The organism is Paraburkholderia tropica (assembly GCF_900109265.1).
Lineage (GTDB): Bacteria > Pseudomonadota > Gammaproteobacteria > Burkholderiales > Burkholderiaceae > Paraburkholderia > Paraburkholderia tropica.
In genome coordinates, this window is record NZ_FNZM01000027.1 from 43,134 (window position 1) to 65,285 (window position 22,152).

The following is a 22,152-nucleotide window of genomic DNA, read 5'->3' on the forward strand; positions in this document are numbered from 1 at the left end:
TATGCCACCGACCCTGAATCAGTACACCATGCAGGACCCAACGAAGCAGTATCCGGGTCCGGACTTCGAACGCCAGCCCCAATCCGCGCCCGGGCTCGCGCAGGAGATGACGCCACAGCCCGACCATGGGGAATCGAGCTATCAAGGTTTCGGACGACTGAAGGGGCGCCGTGCCTTGATTACCGGCGCGGACAGCGGCATCGGCCGGGCGGTAGCGATTGCCTTTGCGCGCGAAGGCGCTGACGTGGCGCTCAACTACCTCCCGAGCGAGGAGCGTGATGCGCAGGAGGTGATCGCGCTCGCCCACGCGGCCGGCGTGAAAACGATCGCGCTGCCCGGCGACATCGGCGATGAAACCTTCTGTCATCGTCTTGTGCAAGATAGCAACGCGCAGCTCGGCGGTCTGGATATTCTTGTGAACGTGGCTGGCAAGCAGCACTATGTCGAGCAGATCGCCGATCTGGAAACCGCGCAGTTCGAGGCGACGTTCCGCACCAATGTATTCGCGATGTTCTGGCTGTGCAAGGCGGCGCTGCCGCATATGCCGCCCGGCGCAACGATCATCAATACATCATCGATCCAGAGCTACCAGCCGAGCCCGGGCCTGCTTGATTATGCCTCGACCAAAGCCGCGATTACTGCCTTCACACACGCTCTCGCAAAACAGGTCGCATCGCGCGGCATTCGCGTGAACGCCGTCGCGCCGGGCCCGGTCTGGACGCCGCTGCAACCGAGCGGCGGGCAGCCGCAGGAAAAGGTGGAACATTTTGGTGCGGAAACGCCCATGAAACGGCCCGGGCAACCAGCGGAGTTAGCACCCGTCTACGTGTTGCTGGCCTCGCAAGAATCGAGCTTCGTCACCGGAGAGGTCTATGGCGTGACGGGTGGGCATCATCTGCCGTAAAGGCCGGTCGCCCGCTCCGAGAAAGTCGTCGACCTACACCCGCGCGCTGGGCGATACACGGATCGTCGCCGGCAAGGCCCCACTCAATGCCCGCGTCGGCGGTGCGGTACCTCCCGCCGAAACGCCGACGTGCCGAACGCTCGTGCTGTCGTTTGCGGCCTTGAGCGCCTCTTTTCAGCGTCCGATAGTCACTCCGCACGCGACGATCATTACCGGTGGTCCTGCCGCGCATGCACACGGCGCTACACTCCCTTCGGGCGAAGCCTCCACTCCGGCACACGGCGCATCACAATACCTTGCTCGTAACAGGTACGCCGTATGCGCGCGACAGACGCACCCCGCCCGTTGCGCAAGGAAGGCACCATGACGCCGCTCGTCACGACTTATCGATCGCGATTCGCCGCCGCGCTTTTCGAACTGCTCGATCCCATTCCGTTTGGCTTGTTCGTCGGCACGCTGATCTTCGACATCACCTACGCGCTCACGCGCAACGTGTTCTGGGGAAAGGGCGCGGCGTGGCTTGTCAGCGTGGGACTTCTGTTCGCCATCATTCCGCGCTTTATGAACCTCGTGCAAGTATGGGTGCCATCGTCCGCCCCCCTCCCGGCCAGGAGGTTCCAAAGACTCGACTTCTGGTTCTACCTGGTCGGCATCGTCGCGGCGATCCTCAACGCCTTTGTGCATAGCCGCGATGCGTACGCGATGGTGCCGCAAAACGTGGTGCTCTCGGCGATCACCGTGGCATTCTTGAGTCTCGCGCTACTAATGCGCGCGCTCGCGCGCTTCGCCGCCAGGGAGACGCGCCATGAGTAGATTGCTGATATCGACGTGTGCGCTCGCTGCCGTGGCCACGCTGAGCGCGAGTAGTTGCGGCAACCGCGCGCAATACGACTCGGCGCAGCAGGCGGGCGCCAATCCGCCGATGCCTGCCGCGCATGATTTTCTCGCACCGCCGATTGACGTGCCGAAATTCGTTGGCTGGCGAGAAGGCGCCTCGCCCAAGGTGGCGCCCGGCCTCAAGATCGAAAAAATCGCGGCGGGACTCGCGCATCCGCGGCAGGTGTACGCCTTGCCCAACGGCGACCTGCTCGTAGCAGAATCGAACAGTCCGAACGAAGAAGCGGTGACCACGCCGAAGCAGCTAATTGCGGGGCTAATCACCGCACGCTCGGGCAAAAAAGCGAAAGGCGCGAATCGAATCAGCTTGCTGCGCAAACGCAGCGACGGCAGCGGTCTATGGGATCGTTTCGTGTTCATCGATCAATTGCACTCGCCGTTCGGCATGCAACTAGTCGGCAATACGCTGTTCGTGGCCGACACCGACGCGATCCTCGCGTTCCCCTACCAACCCGGTGAAACGCATATCGACGGCCGCGGCGTCGAACTGACCGACCTCCCCGACACGGTGAATCATCACTGGACCAAGGCGCTACTCGCCAGCCGTGACGGCAAGAAGCTCTACGTGGGCGTAGGATCGAACAGCAATGTCGGCGAGAACGGGCTCGACGTCGAATATCGCCGCGCGGACGTGCTCGAAGTTGATATCGCCAAGGGCGGCAGCCGCATTTACGCTTCGGGCATCCGCAATCCGACGGGCCTTCAGTGGGAACCGAAGACCGGACGCCTTTGGGCCATCGCCAATGAGCGCGACGAAATCGGCGCGGACCTCGTGCCCGACTACTTGACCTTCGTGCGTGCAGGCGGATTCTACGGCTGGCCATACAGCTATTACGGCCAGCACGTCGATCGGCGGGCGCAGCCGCAGCGCCCCGATCTCGTCGCGAAGGCGATCCGACCGGACTATGCGATCGGATCGCACGTGGCGCCGCTGGGTCTGATGTTTTATACCGGCGAGAACCTGCCAGCGCCCTATCGCGGCGGTGCGTTCATCGGCGAACACGGCAGTTGGGACCGTTCGCCCATCAGCGGTTATATGGTGGCTTTCGTGCCATTCGCGAACGGCGAGCCGGTCGGCGCGCCGCGCCCAGTCGTCACTGGCTTCAACTCCGACGACAGCAAGGAGTCGTATGGCGCGCCCGTGGGCGTGACACAGGATCAGGACGGCGCGCTCATCATCGCCGACGATGTGGGCAACTCCGTCTGGCGCGTGACCGGCGCGGGCAAACCGTCGGGCGACGCGGCGAGCAGTGCGCCGGCCAAAGCGCTAACCCCGCGCTAATCACTCATTGCGCTCGGCGTTAGCCCACGCGAACGGCTCTCACGCGTACACCCCAAGCGACGTCGAGTCGCACGCGCTTGGGCCCGTTGACTCTGGTGCGAGCCGCAGCATAGCCTGCGGCCTCGATCTCCGCTCGCTCAGATCCCCAACGCCATTTGTCCGATTGGGCCGTTAAAGCAATGTCTGCCGCGATGCTCTTCGAACTGGTTCGTAGCCAAAAGACTTTGCATCCGCCAACCCACTTACGGCATGCAATCTGCGCATTGCTCGGGGCGAGCTGCGTCTGTCATTCGGTGCGTTCGCGATCTCTCAACGCAATGATGGAGAAGGCCATGAAAGCACGTCAAACTTTACTTGCTGCGCTTGCCGGTATCGTAGTCGCGTCAGGCGCCACGCTCGCCCAAGGCGCTGGTGGTACTGGGGGAAACGGCGGGACTGGCGGGGGTAGCACGGGAAACGGAACGGCCGGTGCGAGCGGTGAAGGCAGCGGCGGCTACGCGGATCAAGCCGCGTCGACCCCGTCATCGACTCACTCCAAGTCTACGCATCGCTCCCATTCCAAGTCGCATTCGAAAAAGCCCATGAACGATACGACGAACACGCCCGGAGCCGACGCGAGCAGTGATACGAAGGGCCAATAGGGACATCGCCCCCACAAGCTAAGCAGGTGGCTTGCGTGGGGCGATTGCTGAGCCCCGAGCATTAGCATTCATGCTGTTCGGGAGAGACGATTGTCCGGCACATTGCCTGCACCGCTCGGCGAGAGCTTCGCACCGTCCCGACTAGCGCCAATCTTTCCTTAACATGACGTGCACAACGCAGAAAGCGTAGAAACGCTCGTTTCGCTTGGTCGTTCAAGGCGCAGCAAGCCTCTCATTTCCTCTTCGCTCACTTAAGACCGAGCCGGAGACTGCAGCGCATCCATTGCCACTAATCCTCCAACGAAAGTGCGTCCCGCAGGTAGCGCGCGGTCCGACTTTGCGCTCGCCGCGCCACGGCCTCGGGGACGCCCTCTGCAACGATCTTGCCGCCCTCGTCGCCCGCCCCCGGCCCCACGTCGATCAACCAGTCGCTTTGGGCAGCCACACGCATGTCATGCTCGACGAGAATGACTGTGTTGCCCGCATCGACCAGACCGTGCAACTGCTCCAGCAGCCGGTCGGCATCGGAAGGATGAAGGCCCGTTGTCGGTTCATCGAGAATGTAGAGCGTGTCGCCGCGCTGCGCGCGCTGTAGCTCCGTGGCGAGCTTGATGCGCTGCGCCTCGCCGCCCGAGAGTTCGGTGGCGGGCTGTCCAAGACGCAGATAGCCCAGGCCGATCGCACGGAGCACGTCGAGCGATCGCATGATCGGCGCTTCGCCCGCAAAAAATTCGCACGCGCTCTCCACGGTCATCGCGAGCACATCAGCGATCGTGCGTTCGCGCCAGCGGATTTCGAGCGTCTGCGGGTTGTAGCGGCTGCCGTGACAGGTCGAGCAGGCGGCATAGACACTCGGCAGAAACAGCAGTTCCACCATCACGAAGCCTTCGCCCTCGCAGGTCGGGCAGCGTCCCTGGGCGACGTTGAACGAAAACCGTCCGGCGCTGTAGCGACGCTTGCGCGCGGCAGGCGTTTGCGCGAACAGCTTGCGCACATGATCGAACAGCCCGCTGTAGGTAGCGAGATTCGAGCGCGGCGTGCGGCCGATCGGCTTCTGATCGACGCGCACCAGACGACGGATATGCTCCATGCCCGCGGTAATCCGCCCTTCCGTGCCGGCGTACCCGGCGGCGAACAACGGATCGACTTCGTCTTCTTCGGGCGTCTCGGCCACGCGGCCCACATGCTCAGCGACGAGATCCGGCAGCGCCTGGCTGACGAGGCTCGATTTGCCGGAGCCCGAAATGCCGGTCACGACGCTCAGGCATCCGAGCGGGAAGGCGGCATCCAGCGCGTGAAGATTGTTGCGGGTCACACCCTTCAGCCGCAACCAGCCGCGAGGTTCGCGGCGCTGCGCCGCCGTGCGCGCGGGCCGGGCGTCATCGTCCGCGAACAGATACCGGCGCGTATGCGAATCGGCCACCTGCTTCAAGCCATCCGGCGGCCCGCTGTAGATCACTTCGCCGCCCGCTTCGCCCGCGTCCGGCCCGACATCGACCAGCCAGTCGGCTTGCCGCATCACGCCGAGATCGTGTTCGACGACGAACAGCGAATTGCCCGCGGCCTTGAGGCGCTGTAGCGCTTCGAGCAACGCATCGCCATCGGCGGGATGCAGTCCGGCCGACGGTTCGTCGAGCACATACACCACACCGAACAGTTGCGACGAAAGCTGGGTCGCGAGCCGCAGCCGCTGCAACTCGCCCGAGGAGAGCGTCGGCGTCGCGCGGTCGAGTGAGAGATAGCCCAGCCCCAGGTCGATCAGCGTCTTGAGCCGGTCGAGCAACTCGATCGCGAGCCGTTGCGCCGCCACGCGTTTTTCTTCCGAGAGGTTGGGCGTGCGGCGCACGTCCGGCGCGGAATCGTGCCTCGCGCCGCCCGCCGCGACGCGGCGTTTCGTGGCCGCGCGACGCGCCTCGCGGTCGAGCGCCGCGCCGCCCTTCTCCACCGCGTCGAGCGCCCACTCGCCGCGCGACACGGGTTCGAGCAGGGACGCGAGCCGCGCGATGGGCAACTGCGAGAGTTCGCCGATATCGAAACCCGCGAAGGTCACCGAAAGCGCTTCCGGTTTCAGGCGTTTGCCGTGGCACGTGGGGCAGACGCTGCTGATCATGTACTGCGAGACACGCTTCTTCATCAACGCGCTCTGCGTGCTCGCGAAAGTGTGCAGCACGTAGCGGCGCGCGCCGGAGAACGTGCCTTGATAGCTGGGCTCCGCCTTGCGCTTGAGCGCGGCGCGCGTCTCCTTCGGCGTGAATCCCGCATAGACCGGCACGGTCGGTTGCTCGTCGGTGAACAGGATCCAGTCGCGATCCCGCCTGGGCAGATCGCGCCACGGCGTATCGACGTCATATCCCAGCGTAACGAGGATGTCGCGCAGATTCTGCCCGTGCCACGCAGGCGGCCACGCGGCAATCGCGCGCTCGCGGATCGTCAGCGAGTCATCGGGGACCATCGAGCGCTCGGTTGCGTCGTACACGCGGCCCAGTCCGTGACAGGTCTTGCAGGCGCCTTGCACCGTATTGGGAGAAAAATCCTCGGCGTACAGCATCGGCTGTTTCGGCGGATAGCTGCCCACGCGCGAATACATCATGCGGATGACGCTCGACAGCGTCGTCACGCTGCCCACCGAAGAACGCGCGTTCGGCGCTCCGCGTTGCTGCTGCAATGCGACGGCGGGTGGCAGACCTTCGATCGCATCCACATCGGGCGCGCCGACCTGCTCGATCAGGCGCCGCGCGTACGGCGCGACGGACTCGAAATAGCGCCGTTGCGCTTCCGCGTACAACGTGCCGAACGCAAGCGACGATTTGCCTGAACCGGATACGCCCGTGAACACCACAAGCGAATTGCGTGGGACATCGACATCGACGCTCTTGAGGTTGTGCTCGCGCGCGCCGCGGACCTGAACGAACCCGTCTGGATCCAATTTGGACGTTGCCGTCACGTCCGTGCGAGATTCGGCGGGATACGGCGGTCGCAATTTTGTCATGGCAAAGAGGAGCGGAGAAAGGCGGCAAACGCCGGGAACGCAGGCAAGAAGTGATCCTTCTGCCAAGCCAGCGTCTCGGCCACGCGAAAGGCGCTCGCCTTACAGCCTGTATCCGCGAGCTACGCAACCACAAGGTGTCGTCGTTATCATCTGCCGGTGAATGCCGACATATCACTGCACCTACACCTGCACATGCACCGCCGCACTTAGATACAGCTGCAGGCTATTCGAGCATGGTCGTCAAGTCGCGCAAGCGCTTATCGGTGGCATGACCTGTGTGTAAGGGCGAATCGCCTTGGCGGCTATGCACGGTTGAGCCCACTCTAGCAGCTTCACGGCGTAATCCAGCCTGCCTCCCACCCGTCTCCGTTTCGAACGTATCGGGCGCGCTCATGGCGCTCATTGGCCGAGTGCTTTAGCCATTCGAGAGTGTTCACGCGCACTTCCACGACACAAAAATTCGCGAACCCTTCCATTTCATCGGCGCCGTGTCCTTTGGCAAACGCATCTTCGGGATCGTCAATTGGTGTACCGGGACCAAGCGTGGTCCGATAAATGCGTCGGCTCTGATCGGAGCTCGATTTCCAAGCGAGCCGCCGCACCCCTTCGTCAAGCAGGATCGACGCTTCACCGGTCACTCGTATCTGCATATTGTGCATGGCATCCACGCCGACGAGCGCGATGCGCGGGTCCCTGCCCAGTTCAGCGATCTTCGGCGAGCGCCGATCTGTATAAAACGCTAGCCGACCGTCCGGCTCGTTGACTCCGCGCAGTAACACTGTGCGCACCCTCGGCGAACCGTCAGGGCCGACGGTCGCCGCCTGCACCGTGCTGAAGGACGACGGTTGCGGCGGCGCGTCAGCCGCCGCGCGGGTTAGGCAGTCCCATATTCGGGAATAGATCTGTGCAAGTGTCATGACTTCTCCGCGCCATGCGACGGACTCGTAACGCCCGAAATCCGCAGTCATCGTCCGCTTTCCTCACGGCTGTGCTTGTCGGGCTGCGCCTCGTTGATTTCCGCTTCGGCCTGATGCCAGTAATCGTCGGGGCGGCCTTCCGGCGCGCCCGCCAGTTCCCACAGTTGATACGCGCGCTGGCGAATGCGATCTTCGCGATCGTGACGCTCGGACGCGCCCTCATCAATGCGAGTCGCCCCACCGATGGCAGGCGGATCGCTTGCCGGAAAAGTCGCTTCGACCGCGTTATCGATGCGGTTCTCGGACTTGCCTCCCACGCTCTGTTGCTGATTCGAACCGGCTGTCATCGCTGCCTCCATTGCATCAAACATGTAAAACCCGGGGTAGCGGATCTTCCACCGCCGCCGCGCGGGGCGGAGCATGGACATGCTCGAGTCGACATAGCGCATCGAGTGTGCCCAAACGCGAAATCGCACAATCGTCCCGAGCGCTCTGTCCGCAACACTCGCTATACGTACGGCAGGCGTCGCTATTTTTTGATTTCCGATTGGTTTACTCTCAACGTCACACCGCGCGTCCAGCGCCTTATCCCCAAGGCACCCGCCATGTTGAGCCCACACGAAATCGCAACACTGATGGTGATCCGGGATACAGCCCCCCGGCTAGACATCGGTCACGACGAACTGGCAGCCCTGCTGCGCCTCGAACTGGTGAGCCTGGACGCAGCCGTTACCGGTCCGGCATCGCCTAGGCTGACGCCGCGCGGCGACGCTGTCCTGCTGGCCTTCGCGGGCCGTCGACATGTGAACCTGGCGGCCAGGCGGTGACCCCGGCACGCACGAAAGTCGGCCCCACACGCGGCTGACCTCAATCGTCGGCTCGCTCACTGTCCGCCATCTTGTGCAACGCGTCCCGCAAAATGGCATCGAGCGCCTCGGCCTGCTCGACGCGCGAGTCCTCTTTCGCGGCGCGTGCGGTGTCGCCCGAGCGCAGCGCGCGTTCGTGCTGTTCGCGCGCGAACACACGATGCTCCCTAACGGTGCGCACGGCGCTCCATATCGCCCGTTCGACGTCGCGCACAATGCCGTCCTCCAGCGACAATTCGGAAAACGCGTGTCCTGTGTGGCAGCGGTATCGATGCGGGCGCTCGTCTTCCAGTTGCCACAGTGACCCGCCGCATTCGGGACAAGTCAGCGCGGAGCGCTGGCCTATCCGATCCAGATCCTGCGGCGAAACGACGCCTCGCGAAGCCACTTCCGCCTCCTCTCTGATCAGTCTGTCCGCTTTCACTGCATCCTCCGATTTGCGCGGCGCCGCATGCACGGCGCTCACGATGGCCGCCGCCATCGTCTCCACACTTTCAATAATGGCGGCCCCATCCACGGCGCGCAGCGCCGCGTTCGGCATGGAAGGCGCCTCGCACTCGGCGGGGCGTTGCACAAGACACTGGCCGCCGCGCGCATGCACCATGGCGAGCCCTGCCGCGCCATCGTCGAGATCGCCACTCAGCACCACTCCGACGACTCGATTGCCGTACGCCATCGACGCGCTGCGCATCAGCGGATCCGCGGCCGGACGCGAAAAATTCTCCGGCGCGCTATCGGAAAGGCGCATGTGACCTCGTTCGACGAGCAGATGACGGTCCGGCGGCGCGATATAGATCCGAGCCGCGATCAACGCTTCGCCATCTTTCGCATGTGTCGCGTGCAGCGGCCCCCAGCCGCGCATCAATTCGGGTAACGTACTTTTGTGACGACCAATGTGCAGTACGATGCAGACCGCCGCTGGCAACGTCGCCGGCAAACCCGCCACGAGGGTCCGCAATGCGTAAAAGCCGCCGCGCGACGCCGCGATGACTACGATTTTCCGAGGGTTCACGATGCGGACCTCATCGACTGGACGAATGCCAATCGACGCGCATCGCGCGTGCCTTCCCTTCGATCCCCCGGATACGCACGCGGATTTCTTCTGCAGCCCGGAGCAAAACGACGCGGCGGCTCAACTCTCCGGACTGGCGATGTCGAGGCGCACCAGCTCTTGCGCCATCGATAGCGCCGCGCGCCGCGCTTCGTCCGGCGTGGCGAATGGTCCGGGTACTGCGCATCCGTCGAAGGGATAGATAAGCTTGCCGTCGGTTTTCCGGCGCACGCGCAGATAGCCGATATAGCTCCCCAGCGCGTTCACCTTCTGCCCGCATGAAACCTCGTAGTCATCGGGGCGCAACACCGCGGTCGTAACGGCAAGCGTGTGCTCCATATCGCGAGACATAGAGGGGAATCCAGAAAGAAACCGGCTGGGCCTCGTGGCGCGCTTGCGGGATGCATCGGCAGCGAAATCGCGAGTAGCGCGGACAACGTTATCCGTGATGCGATCAGCAACTTGTGCCTGCGGCGTCGCGTCGGCACCGTGAAACGCCGGCAGATGCACCACGAACTCGCTGCCATGGCCGACGCCGGCGCTGCGCGCTTCGACCTGGCCGCCATGCAGTTCGACAAGCCTTCGAACCATCGTAAGGCCGATTCCCAGTCCACGTTTGCCGGCCGTGGTGTTCCGGTGTGCCTGCGCGAACATTTCGAAAATATGGGCAAGCTGATGCTCAGGAATGCCCGCACCGCGGTCGAGAACCGCGATTTCGGCAGATCCGTCGTCGGCGCGCGCAATTGTCAAGCGCGTCTGCGCGCCGGGCTCGCTGTACTTTGCCGCATTGTGCAGAAGATTCGTGATGATCTGTTCAAGGCGCACCGCATCCGCCAGCACACGGATCGGCCCATCGGGCAGCACGACGATGAGCGCCTGTCCACTCTTCTCGAAAAACGGTTTGCAGGTCTGCACCGCGCTATTCACGACGTCGGCCAGCAGCGTCGGTTGCAGGTTGCAGTCGATCTTGCCGCGAGCGATACGAGACACGTCGAGCAGATCGTCCACAAGGCGCGTCACGTGCCGCACCTGGCGCGTGAGAATCTCCAAGGGCCGTTCGGGCGGCGGCCCGTCCGTTCGCTCCCGCCGCCATAACTCGACAACATTGCTGATCGACGCTAGCGGATTGCGCAGTTCGTGCGCCAGCGTCACGAGAAACTCGTCCTTCACGCGCTCGCGCTCACAGGCGAGCTTCGCCGCGTCGAGCGCAAGATTCAGACGCCACGCCGCCGCCACGAACGCACCGAGATCGGCAAGCAAGCGCATGTCGCCCGGGTAAAAGCGTTCCCCGGGCGCGTGAGCGCACGCCCAAAGACTGCCCGCGACCAGGCCGTCCACCGACCACGGTACAACCAGGGTTTCGAAGACGCGCGGCTCAATCCGGGCCAGCGCGGCGTAGTGGCGCGACGGTTCGTAGAACAGTTGCGGCGCGTTGCGCTCGATGGCCAGCCCGCACGGGCGCTCGTCGCGGCGCATGCGAGAGCCGATATAACGGGAAAGCGGCCCGGAGGCCACGCACAGATGCAACAGGTCGGGGCGCGCGGTTTCGATCACGCAGACGCCCGCCGAATCGGCACCGCACAGTCCAATCGCGATCTCAGACACAGACTGCAAAACGGGCCTGCAATCGCCAGCCAGCTCGCGGCCGAGTTGCTCAAAGGCCGTAGCGATGGCGCTCGGGTCGCGCCGGCGCTGAGGTCGGCGCGCCATTGCGTGAGTGATGAGCACGTCATCGAGAGACAATGTCTGCGTGTTGTCGCTGTCCATGCTATCTCCGGCATGCAACGGAAATATGAGGCGTGCAGGTCTTTCCTGTTTGTTCATGCGCGTTTGCATGCACGACGCGACGGCGGCGTCCCATGACGGTTCAATCCGTCGCGCGCTTCGACACTAACGGGAACGATCAATGCGGCGGCCCGATAGGGCTCGATGTTGAAGGCTGAGTTCCGGTGTCCGCAGCGCGACCGTTAAGGACAGCCTAGCCCAATGGGAGTGATTTGTGGACGTGTTGAGCTTGTCCGTAAAGGGTCGCTTGCGGACATCTGCCCTTCGTTGGCGAGCGGGGCTGCGCAGGGACGGGTCGTGCTCGCGCCGCTTTCAGGCGCGCCGGGCAACGGTGGGAATATTGGGGGCCGAGAAAGCAGCGCGTATGCGCATGACGGTCTGCCGGGAGGTGCCGAACCGGCGCGCTGTCTCGCTTACAGACACGCCTTTTTTCAGCAGGGCGGCGACGCGCTCGCGATCTTGACCGGAGAGCGACACAGGACGCCCGGTGGAACGCCCACACTGTTGCGCAAGCTTGAGGCTCAAACTGCTGCGTTCGCTGCGCGTGGCGGTTTCGAGGCGCACCACGGCGCGCAGCATCTTGAACGCGGCCGGCTCCGGACGACCGGCGAGGTCGATAGCACCGAGTTCGACGCAGCGAACGGCGATCCTTTCCTTGCGGCATTTGAGCAACGTGGACAGCACGTCGCGCGCGCTCGAACCGAGGCACGACAGATCGAGCACCACCAGTTCGTCGCCCGCCGCCGCGCGCCGCAGCACATTGGTCAACGCGCTGCGCTCCTGCGCGCCGACGTACGGCGGCACGTTGTCGACCGCCACGCGGTTCAGCGCCACGGTATAACCGGCCTTGTCGAGCCGTATGAGTTCCTGCTCCGGAAAATTGCCGTCGCTCGCGCTGTTGATGTAGAAATAGGTGTGGGCCAATCCTTTCTCCAGTACGGCTCGCGCGATCTCATTGCCGCAAGCGCGACACGACAGCGAGCAGGTCGTCAAGCAGCACGGGCTTCTTCAGCAGCGCGTTGAAACCGGCGCTCAGCGCCTCGTGCATATCGGATTCGTTGCCATAGCCGCTCAACGCGATACAGACGATCGACTCCATGGCGGGCATCTCACGCAGCTTGCCGACGAACTCGAATCCGTCCATGCCCGGCATGCCCAGATCGGACAGCACGAGGTCGGGGCGGTTGCCGTCGAGCATCGCGAGCGCATCCGGCCCGCTCGTGGCCGTTCGCACGGTCGCGCCCTCGCCTTCGAGCAGCAACTTGAAGGTCTCCACAGTGGTCGGGTCATCATCGACCATCACAATCTCGAGACCGTGAAACGAGGCAGACGACACGCCGTCGTCGTGCGGCGTCTGCAAGCGGGCGCGATGCGTCGGGAGCGTGATCGTGAACGTCGCGCCACGGCCCGCGCCCTCGGATTCTGCGCGCACCGCGCCGCCGTGCAGCGTCACCAGATCACGAACGAGCGCAAGTCCGATACCCAAGCCCGAGCGGCGCACCGCGGAATCGCGGCTCTGCTGATACATGTCGAAGACGTGCGGCAACAGCGACTGCTCGATGCCGCTGCCGGTATCAGCCACGCGAAAGACGGCTTCGGCATGTTCGCTGACTTCCAGCGTCACGCTGACCGCTCCACGCGACGTAAACTTCAGCGCATTGCTGACGAGGTTCCAGACGATCTGCTCGACACGCGTCAGGTCGGCATGCACGATCACGGGAACCGCGCCCGTCGAAACATGCAGCGCGAGGCCACGGTGTTCCGCTTCCTCGCGCACCGCGCTCGCCACGCGCTGCACGATTTCCCGCATATCCACGATGGTGCGCACGATCGAGAGCTTGCCGGTGCGCACACGCGAAATATCGAGCAGGTCGTCGATGATCTGCGCCTGGCCGATCACCGTGCGTCGGATCGTGTCGGTGGCGCGCGAGAGATTCAGGTTCTGCCGCGTTTCGGGCGCGCGGGCAATCATTTCTGCGCTCGCCGAAATCAGATTGAGCGGATGCTTGAGTTCGTGCGAGACCACGGCGAGGAATTCGTCGCGGCGGCGCTGCGCGTCGCGCTCGCCATTTTCCGCCGGCATTTCGCCGCGCGCGCTCCGGGGCGACGAGCCGGTCTGGAATTCGCTCAGATCGCGTGCGATCTTGGCGAAACCGCTGACGCCCGGTTCGTCGAGCCGCGAGAGCACACCACTCGCGAGGAAACGGCTACCGTCCTTGCGCAGGTGCCATCGGTCTTCCTCGGTGCGGCCGTTCAGCCGCGCTTCGGCGAATTCGCGCTGCGCGACGTTGTTGGCGCGATCCTCCTCGGTCGAGAGCACGTCGGCCGAGCGGCCGATCATTTCCGCTTCCGCGTAGCCGAAAATGCGCTCCGCTCCCGCGTTCCAGCTCGTGATCGCGCCGCCATCATCGAACGTGATGATCGCGTAGTCGCGCGTTCCTTCGGCCACGATGCGCATGCGCCGCTCGCCTTCACGCAGGCGGTCTTCGGCCTGACGACGCCCGGTGATGTCGATGAACGAGAGCACCGCGCCATCGATGCGGTCCTCGGTTGTGCGATACGGCACGAACCGCGCTAGATACCAGCGCCCGTCGTTGCTCTTGAGTTCGCGTTCGATCAGGCGCAGCGAATCGAAGGCCTCGGCCGCGTCGTCCGCGAGCTTGTCGTATTCGAGGCGATGCGTGATGTCGAGCAGCGAGCGGCCAATGTCCGATGGAATGATGCTGAACACGTCGATCGCGCGCGGCGTATAGCGCTTGATGCAGATATTGCGATCGACGAAAATCGTGCCGATATCGTTCGCCGCGATCAGGTTCTGTAAGTCGTCGTTGATCTTGCCGGTTTCCTCGACCTTAGACTTGAGTTCCGCGTTGACGGTGGTGAGTTCCTCGTTGATCGACTGCAGCTCTTCCTTGCTGGTTTCGAGCTCTTCGGTGGCCGATCGCAGTTCCTCGTTGATCGCCTGCAATTCCTCGTTCGAGGCCTTGAGTTCTTCCGTCGAGGTTTCCGACTGCTCGATCGTCGACTGCAACTGCTCCTTGGTGCGCTGCAATTCGCGTTCGAGCTGGCTGATGATGGGGTCTTTCTGCACATCGCCCGTCGTCGCTTCCGGCCCGCTCATGCTGTCTTCCACTTCGTCGAACAGTACGAGCACGAAGTCGGCATTGGCCTCCGGATCATGCACGGGACGCGCCGTCATGTTGACGAAGTACGAACGCCCCTCGCGCTCGATGCGCACGCGCCGCGCCTCGACGCTCCGATTGGTATGCAGCGCCTGATAAATGGCCGTGCGCAATTCCACGCGCAGCTCGGGGCGCACGACAGCAACGATGTTGTGCGACGGCTCGCCGCCCGAATATTGCAGGAAGCGCCCGGCGCGATCCGAGAGATGCACGATTTCCGAGTCGCGGCTCACGAGCACGCTGGGCGGTGCGTACTGCTCGACGAGCCGCTGATGCAGGTCGCCGAACGAAAAGCGCCGGCGGCCCGGCGGCTGTACGGTGGCGACCACGGGACGCGTGTTCGTCGCGCCCGACATCGCCACGGGCACGGGCGTGTCGCCGCGCACCGCCATGTTCGCGCGATAGATGCGGTTGCGCTTGTCGACGACGGTGAACATCGAACTGACGCTATCGGCCGACTCGGAACTGCCGAGAAACAGCACGCCGCCCGGACGGAGCGCGAAGTGGAACATCTTGAGAATTTCGATCTGCGCGTCGCGGTCGAGATAGATGAGCAGGTTGCGACAGCAGATGAGATCGAGCCGCGAGAACGGCGGATCGCTGAGCACGTTGTGGTGCGCGAACAGCATGTGCTCGCGCAACTCCTTCTTGATGCGGAAATGCGCCGCGTCCTTCGAAAAGAATTGCCGAACGCGTGCGGGCGAGACGTCCGCGAGAATCGAATCGGGATACAGGCCGGTGCGCGCCGCCGAGATCGCGCGCTCGTCAATGTCGGTGGCGAAGACCTGGAACGATGCGCCTTCCGCCAGCTTCAGCGAGCGTTCCTGCAACAGCATGGCGAGCGAATACGCCTCTTCGCCGGTCGCGCAGCCCACCGACCAGACGCGAATGCGCTCCTGCTCGTTGCGGCCTTCGAAGAGCGGAGGCAGCACGTCGCGTTCCAGTACGTCGAAGGCTTCCTTGTCCCGAAAGAAATTGGTCACGCTGATCAGCATGTCCTGCAACAGCGCCTGAGTTTCCTCCGGGTGCAGATGCAGGAAGTCGCGATAGGCCTGAAGGTCGGTGATGCCGTTGACCTGCAGGCGGCGCTCGATACGGCGCATGACCGTCGCGCGCTTGTAATGGCGAAAATCGTGCGCGGTTCGCGTGCGGAGGATGATCATGATTTCGCGCAGCGCTCGCTCGGCCACCTCGTTCGCCACGGCGTCGTTGCGCTCGGTGCGTTCGATGACGGGCATCTGGATCTCGCGCGCCGTATTCCACAAATCGAGCAGCTTCTGGGGCATTTCGGCGGCGGTTTGCACGAAATCGACCATGCCCGTGGCGATCGCGCTGCGCGGCATGCTCTCGTATTCCGCTTCCGACGGATCCTGCGCGAAGGTGATGCCGCCCATCTCCTTGATGCGGGCGAGGCCGGCCGAACCGTCCGAACCCGCACCCGAGAGCACGATGCCCATCGCGCGTTCGCGATGCACCTCGGCGAGCGTGCGGAAGAACACGTCGATGGCCGATCGGCGGCCCTCTTCGGGCTGGCTCGGCGTGACGCGCAGGTAGTCGTCAACCATCGTCAGATCGAGCGACGGGGCGATCAGATAAACGTGATCGGGCAGAATGGGCGTCGCTTCCTTCACTTCCAGCACCGGCATGGCAGTGGCTTTCTGGAGCAGCGAGGCCAGATTGCTCTCGTAGTCCCGCGCGAGATGGACGATCACGACGAACGCCATCGAGGTGCGGCCGGGCAAAGCCTCGAACAGCTCCTGGAGCGCACTCAAACCGCCCGCCGACGCCCCTATCCCGACAATCGGATATTTGGCCTGGCTCGGAATGATGTGCCCACGTCGTTTCACCATGGCTGGCTGATCCTGTAGAGAGAGTCGTGTCCGCGGCACGCCGGGCAGGCGCGACGGGTTGCAGACCGCCATTATCCGTCCTGGCCCCGGGGCACGATAGTGGCGTCTTTCAAGATGGCCAACGCGGGCGAAGCGGCTGAGCAATTTTTATGCCCACCGGAGCGGCTGCCGACGGCAGCGATGCGCCTCTCATGTACGCAACCTTAGACGACGGACCCGACTCGCGTACGCCAAATTTACTGCCTGCCGCTCACCTCCAGCACACCGGACGGTGCATCCAGCGCCTCTTCGAATTCTTCGCGACGTTTGGGCAGCTGCGACCGCACCCATTTCACGGCGGCGCGTTCGGCGTCACGCTTCGTTGGGCATTCGACCGAGGTCTCGAAGAGCGCTTTGGGGACATCCGCGGCTTTCCGATAATCGCGTTTGCGGGAGATGCGGGCACACGCCGTCCAGCCGTCGCCGGCGCTATGCTCGACCAGACATTCGACGAAATAATCATCGACGGAATACATGACGTTCTCCTGTCGTTCCGTTGAACGTCAGTGCGCATTTCCCACGCCCCCCGCATCGGACTCTGTGGCTCTGCGGCGCGACGTTCGGGTGTACCCTTCAATATGCACCTCGTGGCTCCCGCACAGGCTGGAATCGCGATCCATGACGTCCAGTGCGGACTTCAGATAGCCGGTGCAGCAGGAGCGTGTTATGGCCGCCAGCGACCCAGCACATCGAGCAAACGCCCACGCGCCGGTCTTTGCCGTGGGCGCATCGGCGGGCGGCATTGCCGCGCTGCAAAAGCTTGTCGCCAGACTCCCGGCGCATCTGCCTTTTGCGCTCGTCGTGCTCCAGCACCTGCCGCCCGATCGCGAAAGCCGGCTCGCGGACCTGATCGCGAAGTGGACGCGCATCCCGGTTTATCGCACGACCGACGGCATGCAGCCCGAAATCGACTGCATTTACGTGCCCTCTTCCGGCAGCATTCTGACCCTCGAAGAAGGGCTGTTCCGGACACGTCCGGTCGAAGGCGGGTGCCGTCGACCGGGGATCGATACAATCGACGCCTTTCTCGAAAGCCTGGCGCTGCACCCGGCGCGGCCCGCGGTGGGCGTCGTCCTTTCCGGCACGGGGATGGATGGCGCGGCTGGCGCGGTCTGCCTGCGGCAGGCCGGCGGCATCGTCATCATTCAGGATCCGCTCACCGCCATGTACGACGGCATGCCGACTGCCATCCTGCATCGCGGCCTTCACGATCACGTGCTGCCCGTAAGCGCGATCGCCCAGCAACTCGTGGCGTGCGCCGATCCCGCCTATGTGCGCCCGGTGCGATCCACCGGATGGACCAGCCCCGCCGCCGCCTCACTAGGCCGCGTCGTTCAGCATATCCAGCAACAGGTGGGTTTCGATCTCTCCGGTTACAAACCGTCGCCCTTGCTGTGGCGCATCCAGCAGCGCATGGATACGCGCAAGGTCTGGTCGTTCGAAGACTACGCCTCGCTGATCGAAGACGACCCCGTCGAACTCGAATCGCTGATGCGCGGCATTCCGATCCACGTCACCGAGTTCTTTCGTGACGGGCAGGCCTGGACCGTGCTTCTCGACGACGTGCTGCTCCCGCTCGTCGACGACTACGCGGGTCAAGAGCCAATCCGCGTCTGGACCTCGGCCTGCTCGAGTGGCGAGGAAGCCTATTCCGTCGCCATGCTGCTCGACGAAGCGGCCCGCGAACGCGGCAAGGCGGTCAACTTCCAGGTGTTCGGCACCGATGCGGCGCCGGAACTCGTCGCCCGAGCCAGCCGGGGCATATTCAGCGAGTCCGCGCTTGCCGGGCTGTCCGACGAGCGACGCGCTCGCTATTTTTACCGGACGGACGGCGCTTACCGCGTAAAACGGGCGCTGCGGCAGAAGATCGTTTTCGCCCCGCACGATCTGCTCGCCGACCCGCCCTTCGCGGACCTCGACCTCGTCACCTGCCGGAATCTGCTCATCTATCTCAAGCCCGAGACCGCCCGGGACGTACTCCATGCCCTGCATCGCGCGTTGCGCACGGGCGGCTGCCTTTTTCTGGGCAGGAGCGAGCCATATCCGCTCGACCAGCAAGACTTCCTGGCCGTCTCGCGGCTCTGGAATATTCACCGCAAGATCAGAGCCGCGCCCGACGCACGCGAATCTGCCCCGCCCCGCAAACGTCCTGCCGCCGCGGGTGCGGCCAACCTCGCCGTCCTGAGAACGGCGCAGGAACAGGCCAACATCCCGTCGGTGCTGATCGACGATGAATGCACTGTCCTGCGGATCTACGGCAACACGGAAACCATTCTCAAACTTCCCGCCGGTGAACCGACGCTCAAGCTGACCGATCTGGTGCCACGCCAATGGTCCGCGCACCTTCGCCTCTCCGTGCGGGACGCGCTGAACGAGCGAAAGCCGCTTGTCCTGACCCAATTGTTCGACCGCGCCACGGGCGACACCTCAATGGCCGTGCGCCTCACGCCGCTCGATACCCCGGCTGACGCGCGATGCATGCGGATTCTCGTCTCGTTCATTCGCGATCCCGATGCGCCGGACACCCTCGCCGGACGGGACATGCACGCCGATCTAACCGGCGACGCCGCGCTGGACGTCGATGCCTCGGAGCAGGCGAACATCTCGCGCGAGGAACTGGAAGCGTCGCGCGAGGAGTTGCAGGCGCTCAACGAGGAACTCTCGGCATCCAACGACGAACTCAGCCGTAGCAACGACGATCTGAACGAAGCCAATACCCGCTTGCAGGATCACGTCGTGCAACTGGCCATGCAGAGCCGCGTCCTGCTTGCCGGCTCGATCATGACGATTTTTCTCGACCGGGAATTGAAGGTCCGCTGGTTCACGCCGTCCATGCGGGACGTGCTGCCGTTGGCGCCTGCCGATATCGGCCGAAGCATCGCCGATCTCGTGCCCAAATTTTCCGACCTCAACTTCTACACCGACATCGCCACCGTGCTCGATTCGGGCGCCGCCCGTCACGCGATCGTCGCGAATGACGAAGGGAGATCGTTTCTGCGCAAGACGTTTCCCTATGTGTCTGAGACCGGCGCGGTGGCCGGCGTGGCGATCACTTTCGCCGACATCACCGACCGGACCCGTGCGGAAGTGGCCCTGCGGCGCAACCAGGCGTGGCTGTCCGCCCAGAAAGAGGCGTTCCAGTCGGCCATGAACGGTCGGCCGCTCGATAGCTCGCTGGGCATCCTGATCCGCTCGCTGGTCAGTCAGGCGGACGACAAACGCCGTTGCGCCTTTTATATCGCCGAGGGCGACGTGCTCAATCACGTGGTGGGCATGTCCGACGCCTACGCCCGGTGCGTGGCGGGATTTCGCATCTCCACCGAGTCGCTGGCCTGCGGGCTGGCCGTGGCGACCGGCAGACCGGTCGTGACACGCGATGTTCTCGACGAGCCCAGGTGGCGAGCGTGGACGTGGCTGGCGAAGCGGTTCGGCTATCGCGGCTGCTGGTCGTTTCCGGTGGAAACCTCGGAAGGCACGCTCGTGGGTTCGCTTGCGATGTATTTCGAAGAGCCACGAATGCCTTCGGAACTCGATATCGAGCTGGCCGCAGCGTTCACACACACAGCCGGCATCATCATCTGGCGGCATCTCCAGATGCAGGATACGCAGCCGCTGCATTGATCGCCGCTGCCGCCACCCCGCCCGCACGGCGGCAGCGAACTGGCCGGCTTCAGTTCTTCGGCGACTTGTCGACGCCCTCGCCCGGATTGCTCGCATCCACCAGGTCGGGCGCTTTCACGGCGCGCAGAGTTTCAAGTTGCGCGACGGGATCGATGCGCCGCGCGCGCTCGAATGGATCGAGCCTCACCGGCGCGCCGGTCTCCAGCGCCTGCACGATGCCTTCGATCACGCGCACATCCGCGAAGCCCTCTTCGGCATCGGGCTCCGGGTCCCGGTCGTTCAAGATGCAATCCGAGAAGTATTTGAGTTCTCCGCCGAAGTGATCGGTATTCCTGAAGGTATGCGACTCTTCGTTTTCTCCGATCGTGACAGCCTGCTGAAACGGCTTTCCGTAGATGTACGCGGGACGCAGCGCAATGCTCCCCTTCGTGCCCGCGGCAAAGAATGTGTCGAGATTGTTGAGGGAATAGGAAACGACAAATTGCGCCAGACGCTCACCGGGAAATTTGAGCGTGACGGCCACCATGTCGTCAAATGAGCCGAAACCGCTCCCTGCGTGCCGCACACCGACCGCCGACAACACCTCTTCCGGCTCCGCTTCAAAAACCATGCGGGCCGCGTTGACGGGGTATGGGGCCATGTCGAAGATTGGTCCGGCTTGAATACCGTTTTTCGCGCGATGATTGTCGGGGTCGACGCGCTGCGTGAAGATCGACGTGAAGACCTGCATTTCCCCGAGTTCGCCCGAACGAATGCGCTCGATGACCGACAGCGTCGCCGGTTCGAAGTGCAGCCGATACGCCACCATCAATTTCGCCAATGACGCGCTTGCCGCCTCCATCATCATTCGCGATTGCTGCGTCGTGACCTCGAGCGGTTTCTCGACCAGCACATGGATGCCGGCCTTCAGCGCGGGAAGCACGAATTCGGCGTGCCGCCAGTTGGGCGTCGCCACGTAGATGGCATCCACCTGCCCCGATCCGAGCATCTGATCAAACTGCTCGTACGTGTAGGTATGCGCAACACCGTATTGCTCGCCCACTTTGCGGGCTTTTTCGGGGTCGCCGGTCACGAGCGCGGTGATTTCGGAATTGCCCGTGTGGGCGACGCCGGGCATCATCGCCTCCTGCGCGATATCGCCGAGACCGACAATCGCATAACGGACCTTCTTTTCGGAACCCAGTCCGAGTGCCGATAGTATGCTCATCCGATGTCTCCCAAGGAAAGTTGGCCGCGCCCACGCTGACTTTGCCGACGAAGACGCGCGCAATGCGCGTCACTCTGCAACGCCCGTTCCCGGCGTGCGTGCGCCCCGGGACGTCACTTCCTGCTGATAACGCGAGAGCGCGGCCACGCTGCCCGCCAACGCTTCGCACACATCGACAGCCAGCGTCGTGTCGAATCCGTGGCGCTCTAATCGCACCACGCGCATCTCCTGCTCCGCAAGCAGCGCCAAGGCATGCACAATACGCTCGTGGAGTTGTTCCGGCAGGCACGTCGTCACGGTTGAATCGTCGTTGCTGTTGGGCGCCGAGACGGACGCAACCCGTGCGAATCGGCTTGCAGCATGCGAGCGCACCGCAAGGCGGCCGAGCATATCGACCAGAACCTGCGGGTCGAACGGCTTGTGGAAAAATCGCTCGACCGGCACGCTTTCGCTCGCCGCTTCGCCCGACATCAACACCACCGGAACGTTGGAGAAGCGCGCGATGGTTCTCAACATCACGACTGCGTCCGGGCCGTCAAGCACAGGCATATGAATGTCGGAGACAATCACATCGGGCAGCTCTTTCAACGCCGCCGAAAGCGCCTCCAGTCCATTTCCGACCGCGCGCACGCTATGCCCGGATTCGACTAGAAGTGCCTGTAGCGAATCGCGAAAACCTGCATCGTCGTCTGCCAACAATATCCGGCTCATTAACGTCTCCGTTCGAACCGTAGGCGAGCACTCAACATTCCTGACTATTTGTCATGCGTCCATGCGCGTGCAGCGGTCGCTGGCGCATCCGGGTTACGCAGCGTTTCGACGCTTTTTCTCCGCGTTGCCCCAGCATCGGAAGCCGTCGAAGACGAAAAAGCGCGCATCGGTCGCCCGGGCAAGGCGGTTGCGCAGCACGTGAACGACGTC

General features: G+C 63.7%; 15 protein-coding genes. 5 read left to right on the plus strand and 10 right to left on the minus strand.

What is annotated here, in order from left to right:
* Nucleotide 1: 1 nt before the first annotated feature.
* The 3 genes from BMY06_RS33725 to BMY06_RS33735 all read left to right on the plus strand — a co-directional run bounded on the left by BMY06_RS33725 (nucleotide 2) and on the right by BMY06_RS33735 (nucleotide 3,083).
* Complete coding sequence (locus BMY06_RS33725) at nucleotides 2-904, plus strand: SDR family oxidoreductase (protein WP_074987326.1); 903 nt, start codon at nucleotides 2-4, stop codon at nucleotides 902-904.
* A gap of 363 nt (nucleotides 905-1,267) precedes the next feature.
* Nucleotides 1,268-1,717 carry a DUF2231 domain-containing protein gene (locus BMY06_RS33730; protein WP_074987327.1) on the plus strand — a complete coding sequence of 150 codons (450 nt, stop codon included), beginning with the start codon at nucleotides 1,268-1,270 and terminating at the stop codon, nucleotides 1,715-1,717.
* Nucleotides 1,710-3,083: a PQQ-dependent sugar dehydrogenase gene (locus BMY06_RS33735; protein WP_074987328.1), complete on the plus strand. Its 1,374-nt coding sequence runs from the start codon at nucleotides 1,710-1,712 to the stop codon at nucleotides 3,081-3,083. Before BMY06_RS33730 ends, BMY06_RS33735 begins: the two co-directional genes overlap by 8 nt.
* 930 nt (nucleotides 3,084-4,013) lie before the next feature.
* On the opposite strand, the gene BMY06_RS33745 is transcribed toward BMY06_RS33735, so the two are convergent.
* From BMY06_RS33745 to BMY06_RS38250, 3 genes are all read right to left on the minus strand, one after another.
* Nucleotides 4,014-6,713 (minus strand): excinuclease ABC subunit UvrA, encoded by a 2,700-nt coding sequence (locus tag BMY06_RS33745; RefSeq protein WP_074987329.1) that lies wholly within the window; start codon nucleotides 6,711-6,713, stop codon nucleotides 4,014-4,016.
* Between the two features lie 332 nt (nucleotides 6,714-7,045).
* Entirely contained in the window at nucleotides 7,046-7,681 is a 636-nt protein-coding gene (locus tag BMY06_RS33750) for a pyridoxamine 5'-phosphate oxidase family protein (RefSeq protein WP_244174739.1), read from the minus strand.
* A complete protein-coding gene (locus BMY06_RS38250; protein ID WP_390971716.1) occupies nucleotides 7,678-8,058 on the minus strand; it encodes a DUF2934 domain-containing protein in 381 nt (126 codons plus the stop codon). Before BMY06_RS38250 ends, BMY06_RS33750 begins: the two co-directional genes overlap by 4 nt.
* Nucleotides 8,059-8,235: 177 nt before the next feature.
* Here BMY06_RS38250 and BMY06_RS33760 point away from each other — a divergent pair, with 177 nt between their 5' ends.
* Nucleotides 8,236-8,457: a hypothetical protein gene (locus BMY06_RS33760; RefSeq protein WP_074987330.1), complete on the plus strand. Its 222-nt coding sequence runs from the start codon at nucleotides 8,236-8,238 to the stop codon at nucleotides 8,455-8,457.
* A 40-nt stretch (nucleotides 8,458-8,497) separates the two neighbouring features.
* Here BMY06_RS33760 and BMY06_RS33765 read toward each other — a convergent pair whose 3' ends face one another.
* The 5 genes from BMY06_RS33765 to BMY06_RS33785 form a co-directional block, all read right to left on the minus strand.
* Nucleotides 8,498-9,508 carry a chemotaxis protein CheB gene (locus tag BMY06_RS33765; protein ID WP_074987331.1) on the minus strand — a complete coding sequence of 337 codons (1,011 nt, stop codon included), beginning with the start codon at nucleotides 9,506-9,508 and terminating at the stop codon, nucleotides 8,498-8,500.
* A 120-nt stretch (nucleotides 9,509-9,628) separates the two neighbouring features.
* Entirely contained in the window at nucleotides 9,629-11,314 is a 1,686-nt protein-coding gene (locus tag BMY06_RS33770; RefSeq protein ID WP_161495528.1) for a sensor histidine kinase, read from the minus strand.
* Between the two features lie 330 nt (nucleotides 11,315-11,644).
* Nucleotides 11,645-12,256, minus strand: a complete 612-nt coding sequence (locus tag BMY06_RS33775; RefSeq protein ID WP_065065781.1) for a recombinase family protein — start codon at nucleotides 12,254-12,256, stop codon at nucleotides 11,645-11,647.
* A gap of 28 nt (nucleotides 12,257-12,284) precedes the next feature.
* A complete protein-coding gene (locus BMY06_RS33780) occupies nucleotides 12,285-16,364 on the minus strand; it encodes a CheR family methyltransferase (RefSeq protein ID WP_074987333.1) in 4,080 nt (1,359 codons plus the stop codon).
* Between the two features lie 236 nt (nucleotides 16,365-16,600).
* Entirely contained in the window at nucleotides 16,601-16,879 is a 279-nt protein-coding gene (locus BMY06_RS33785; RefSeq protein ID WP_074987334.1) for a hypothetical protein, read from the minus strand.
* A gap of 190 nt (nucleotides 16,880-17,069) precedes the next feature.
* Between BMY06_RS33785 and BMY06_RS33790 the strand changes: the two genes are divergently transcribed.
* Complete coding sequence (locus BMY06_RS33790) at nucleotides 17,070-20,024, plus strand: CheR family methyltransferase (RefSeq protein WP_074987335.1); 2,955 nt, start codon at nucleotides 17,070-17,072, stop codon at nucleotides 20,022-20,024.
* Nucleotides 20,025-20,073: 49 nt separating this feature from the next.
* On the opposite strand, the gene BMY06_RS33795 is transcribed toward BMY06_RS33790, so the two are convergent.
* Both BMY06_RS33795 and BMY06_RS33800 read right to left on the minus strand, forming a co-directional pair.
* Entirely contained in the window at nucleotides 20,074-21,231 is a 1,158-nt protein-coding gene (locus BMY06_RS33795) for a Gfo/Idh/MocA family protein (RefSeq protein ID WP_074987336.1), read from the minus strand.
* A 69-nt stretch (nucleotides 21,232-21,300) separates the two neighbouring features.
* Nucleotides 21,301-21,942: a response regulator gene (locus tag BMY06_RS33800; RefSeq protein ID WP_074987337.1), complete on the minus strand. Its 642-nt coding sequence runs from the start codon at nucleotides 21,940-21,942 to the stop codon at nucleotides 21,301-21,303.
* Nucleotides 21,943-22,152: the final 210 nt, after the last annotated feature.

Excerpts from the sequence above, each read along its gene's own strand:
- BMY06_RS33725 (WP_074987326.1), top strand. The coding sequence starts at position 2 with ATGCCACCGACCCTGAATCAGTACACCATGCAGGACCCAACGAAGCAG.
- BMY06_RS33785 (WP_074987334.1), bottom strand. The coding sequence starts at position 16,879 with ATGTATTCCGTCGATGATTATTTCGTCGAATGTCTGGTCGAGCATAGC.
- BMY06_RS33780 (WP_074987333.1), bottom strand. The coding sequence starts at position 16,364 with ATGGTGAAACGACGTGGGCACATCATTCCGAGCCAGGCCAAATATCCG.
- BMY06_RS33770 (WP_161495528.1), bottom strand. The coding sequence starts at position 11,314 with ATGGACAGCGACAACACGCAGACATTGTCTCTCGATGACGTGCTCATC.
- BMY06_RS33790 (WP_074987335.1), top strand. The coding sequence starts at position 17,070 with ATGGCCGCCAGCGACCCAGCACATCGAGCAAACGCCCACGCGCCGGTC.
- BMY06_RS38250 (WP_390971716.1), bottom strand. The coding sequence starts at position 8,058 with ATGTCCATGCTCCGCCCCGCGCGGCGGCGGTGGAAGATCCGCTACCCC.
- BMY06_RS33750 (WP_244174739.1), bottom strand. The coding sequence starts at position 7,681 with ATGACTGCGGATTTCGGGCGTTACGAGTCCGTCGCATGGCGCGGAGAA.
- BMY06_RS33760 (WP_074987330.1), top strand. The coding sequence starts at position 8,236 with ATGTTGAGCCCACACGAAATCGCAACACTGATGGTGATCCGGGATACA.
- BMY06_RS33735 (WP_074987328.1), top strand. The coding sequence starts at position 1,710 with ATGAGTAGATTGCTGATATCGACGTGTGCGCTCGCTGCCGTGGCCACG.
- BMY06_RS33800 (WP_074987337.1), bottom strand. The coding sequence starts at position 21,942 with ATGAGCCGGATATTGTTGGCAGACGACGATGCAGGTTTTCGCGATTCG.
- BMY06_RS33730 (WP_074987327.1), top strand. The coding sequence starts at position 1,268 with ATGACGCCGCTCGTCACGACTTATCGATCGCGATTCGCCGCCGCGCTT.
- BMY06_RS33745 (WP_074987329.1), bottom strand. The coding sequence starts at position 6,713 with ATGACAAAATTGCGACCGCCGTATCCCGCCGAATCTCGCACGGACGTG.
- BMY06_RS33795 (WP_074987336.1), bottom strand. The coding sequence starts at position 21,231 with ATGAGCATACTATCGGCACTCGGACTGGGTTCCGAAAAGAAGGTCCGT.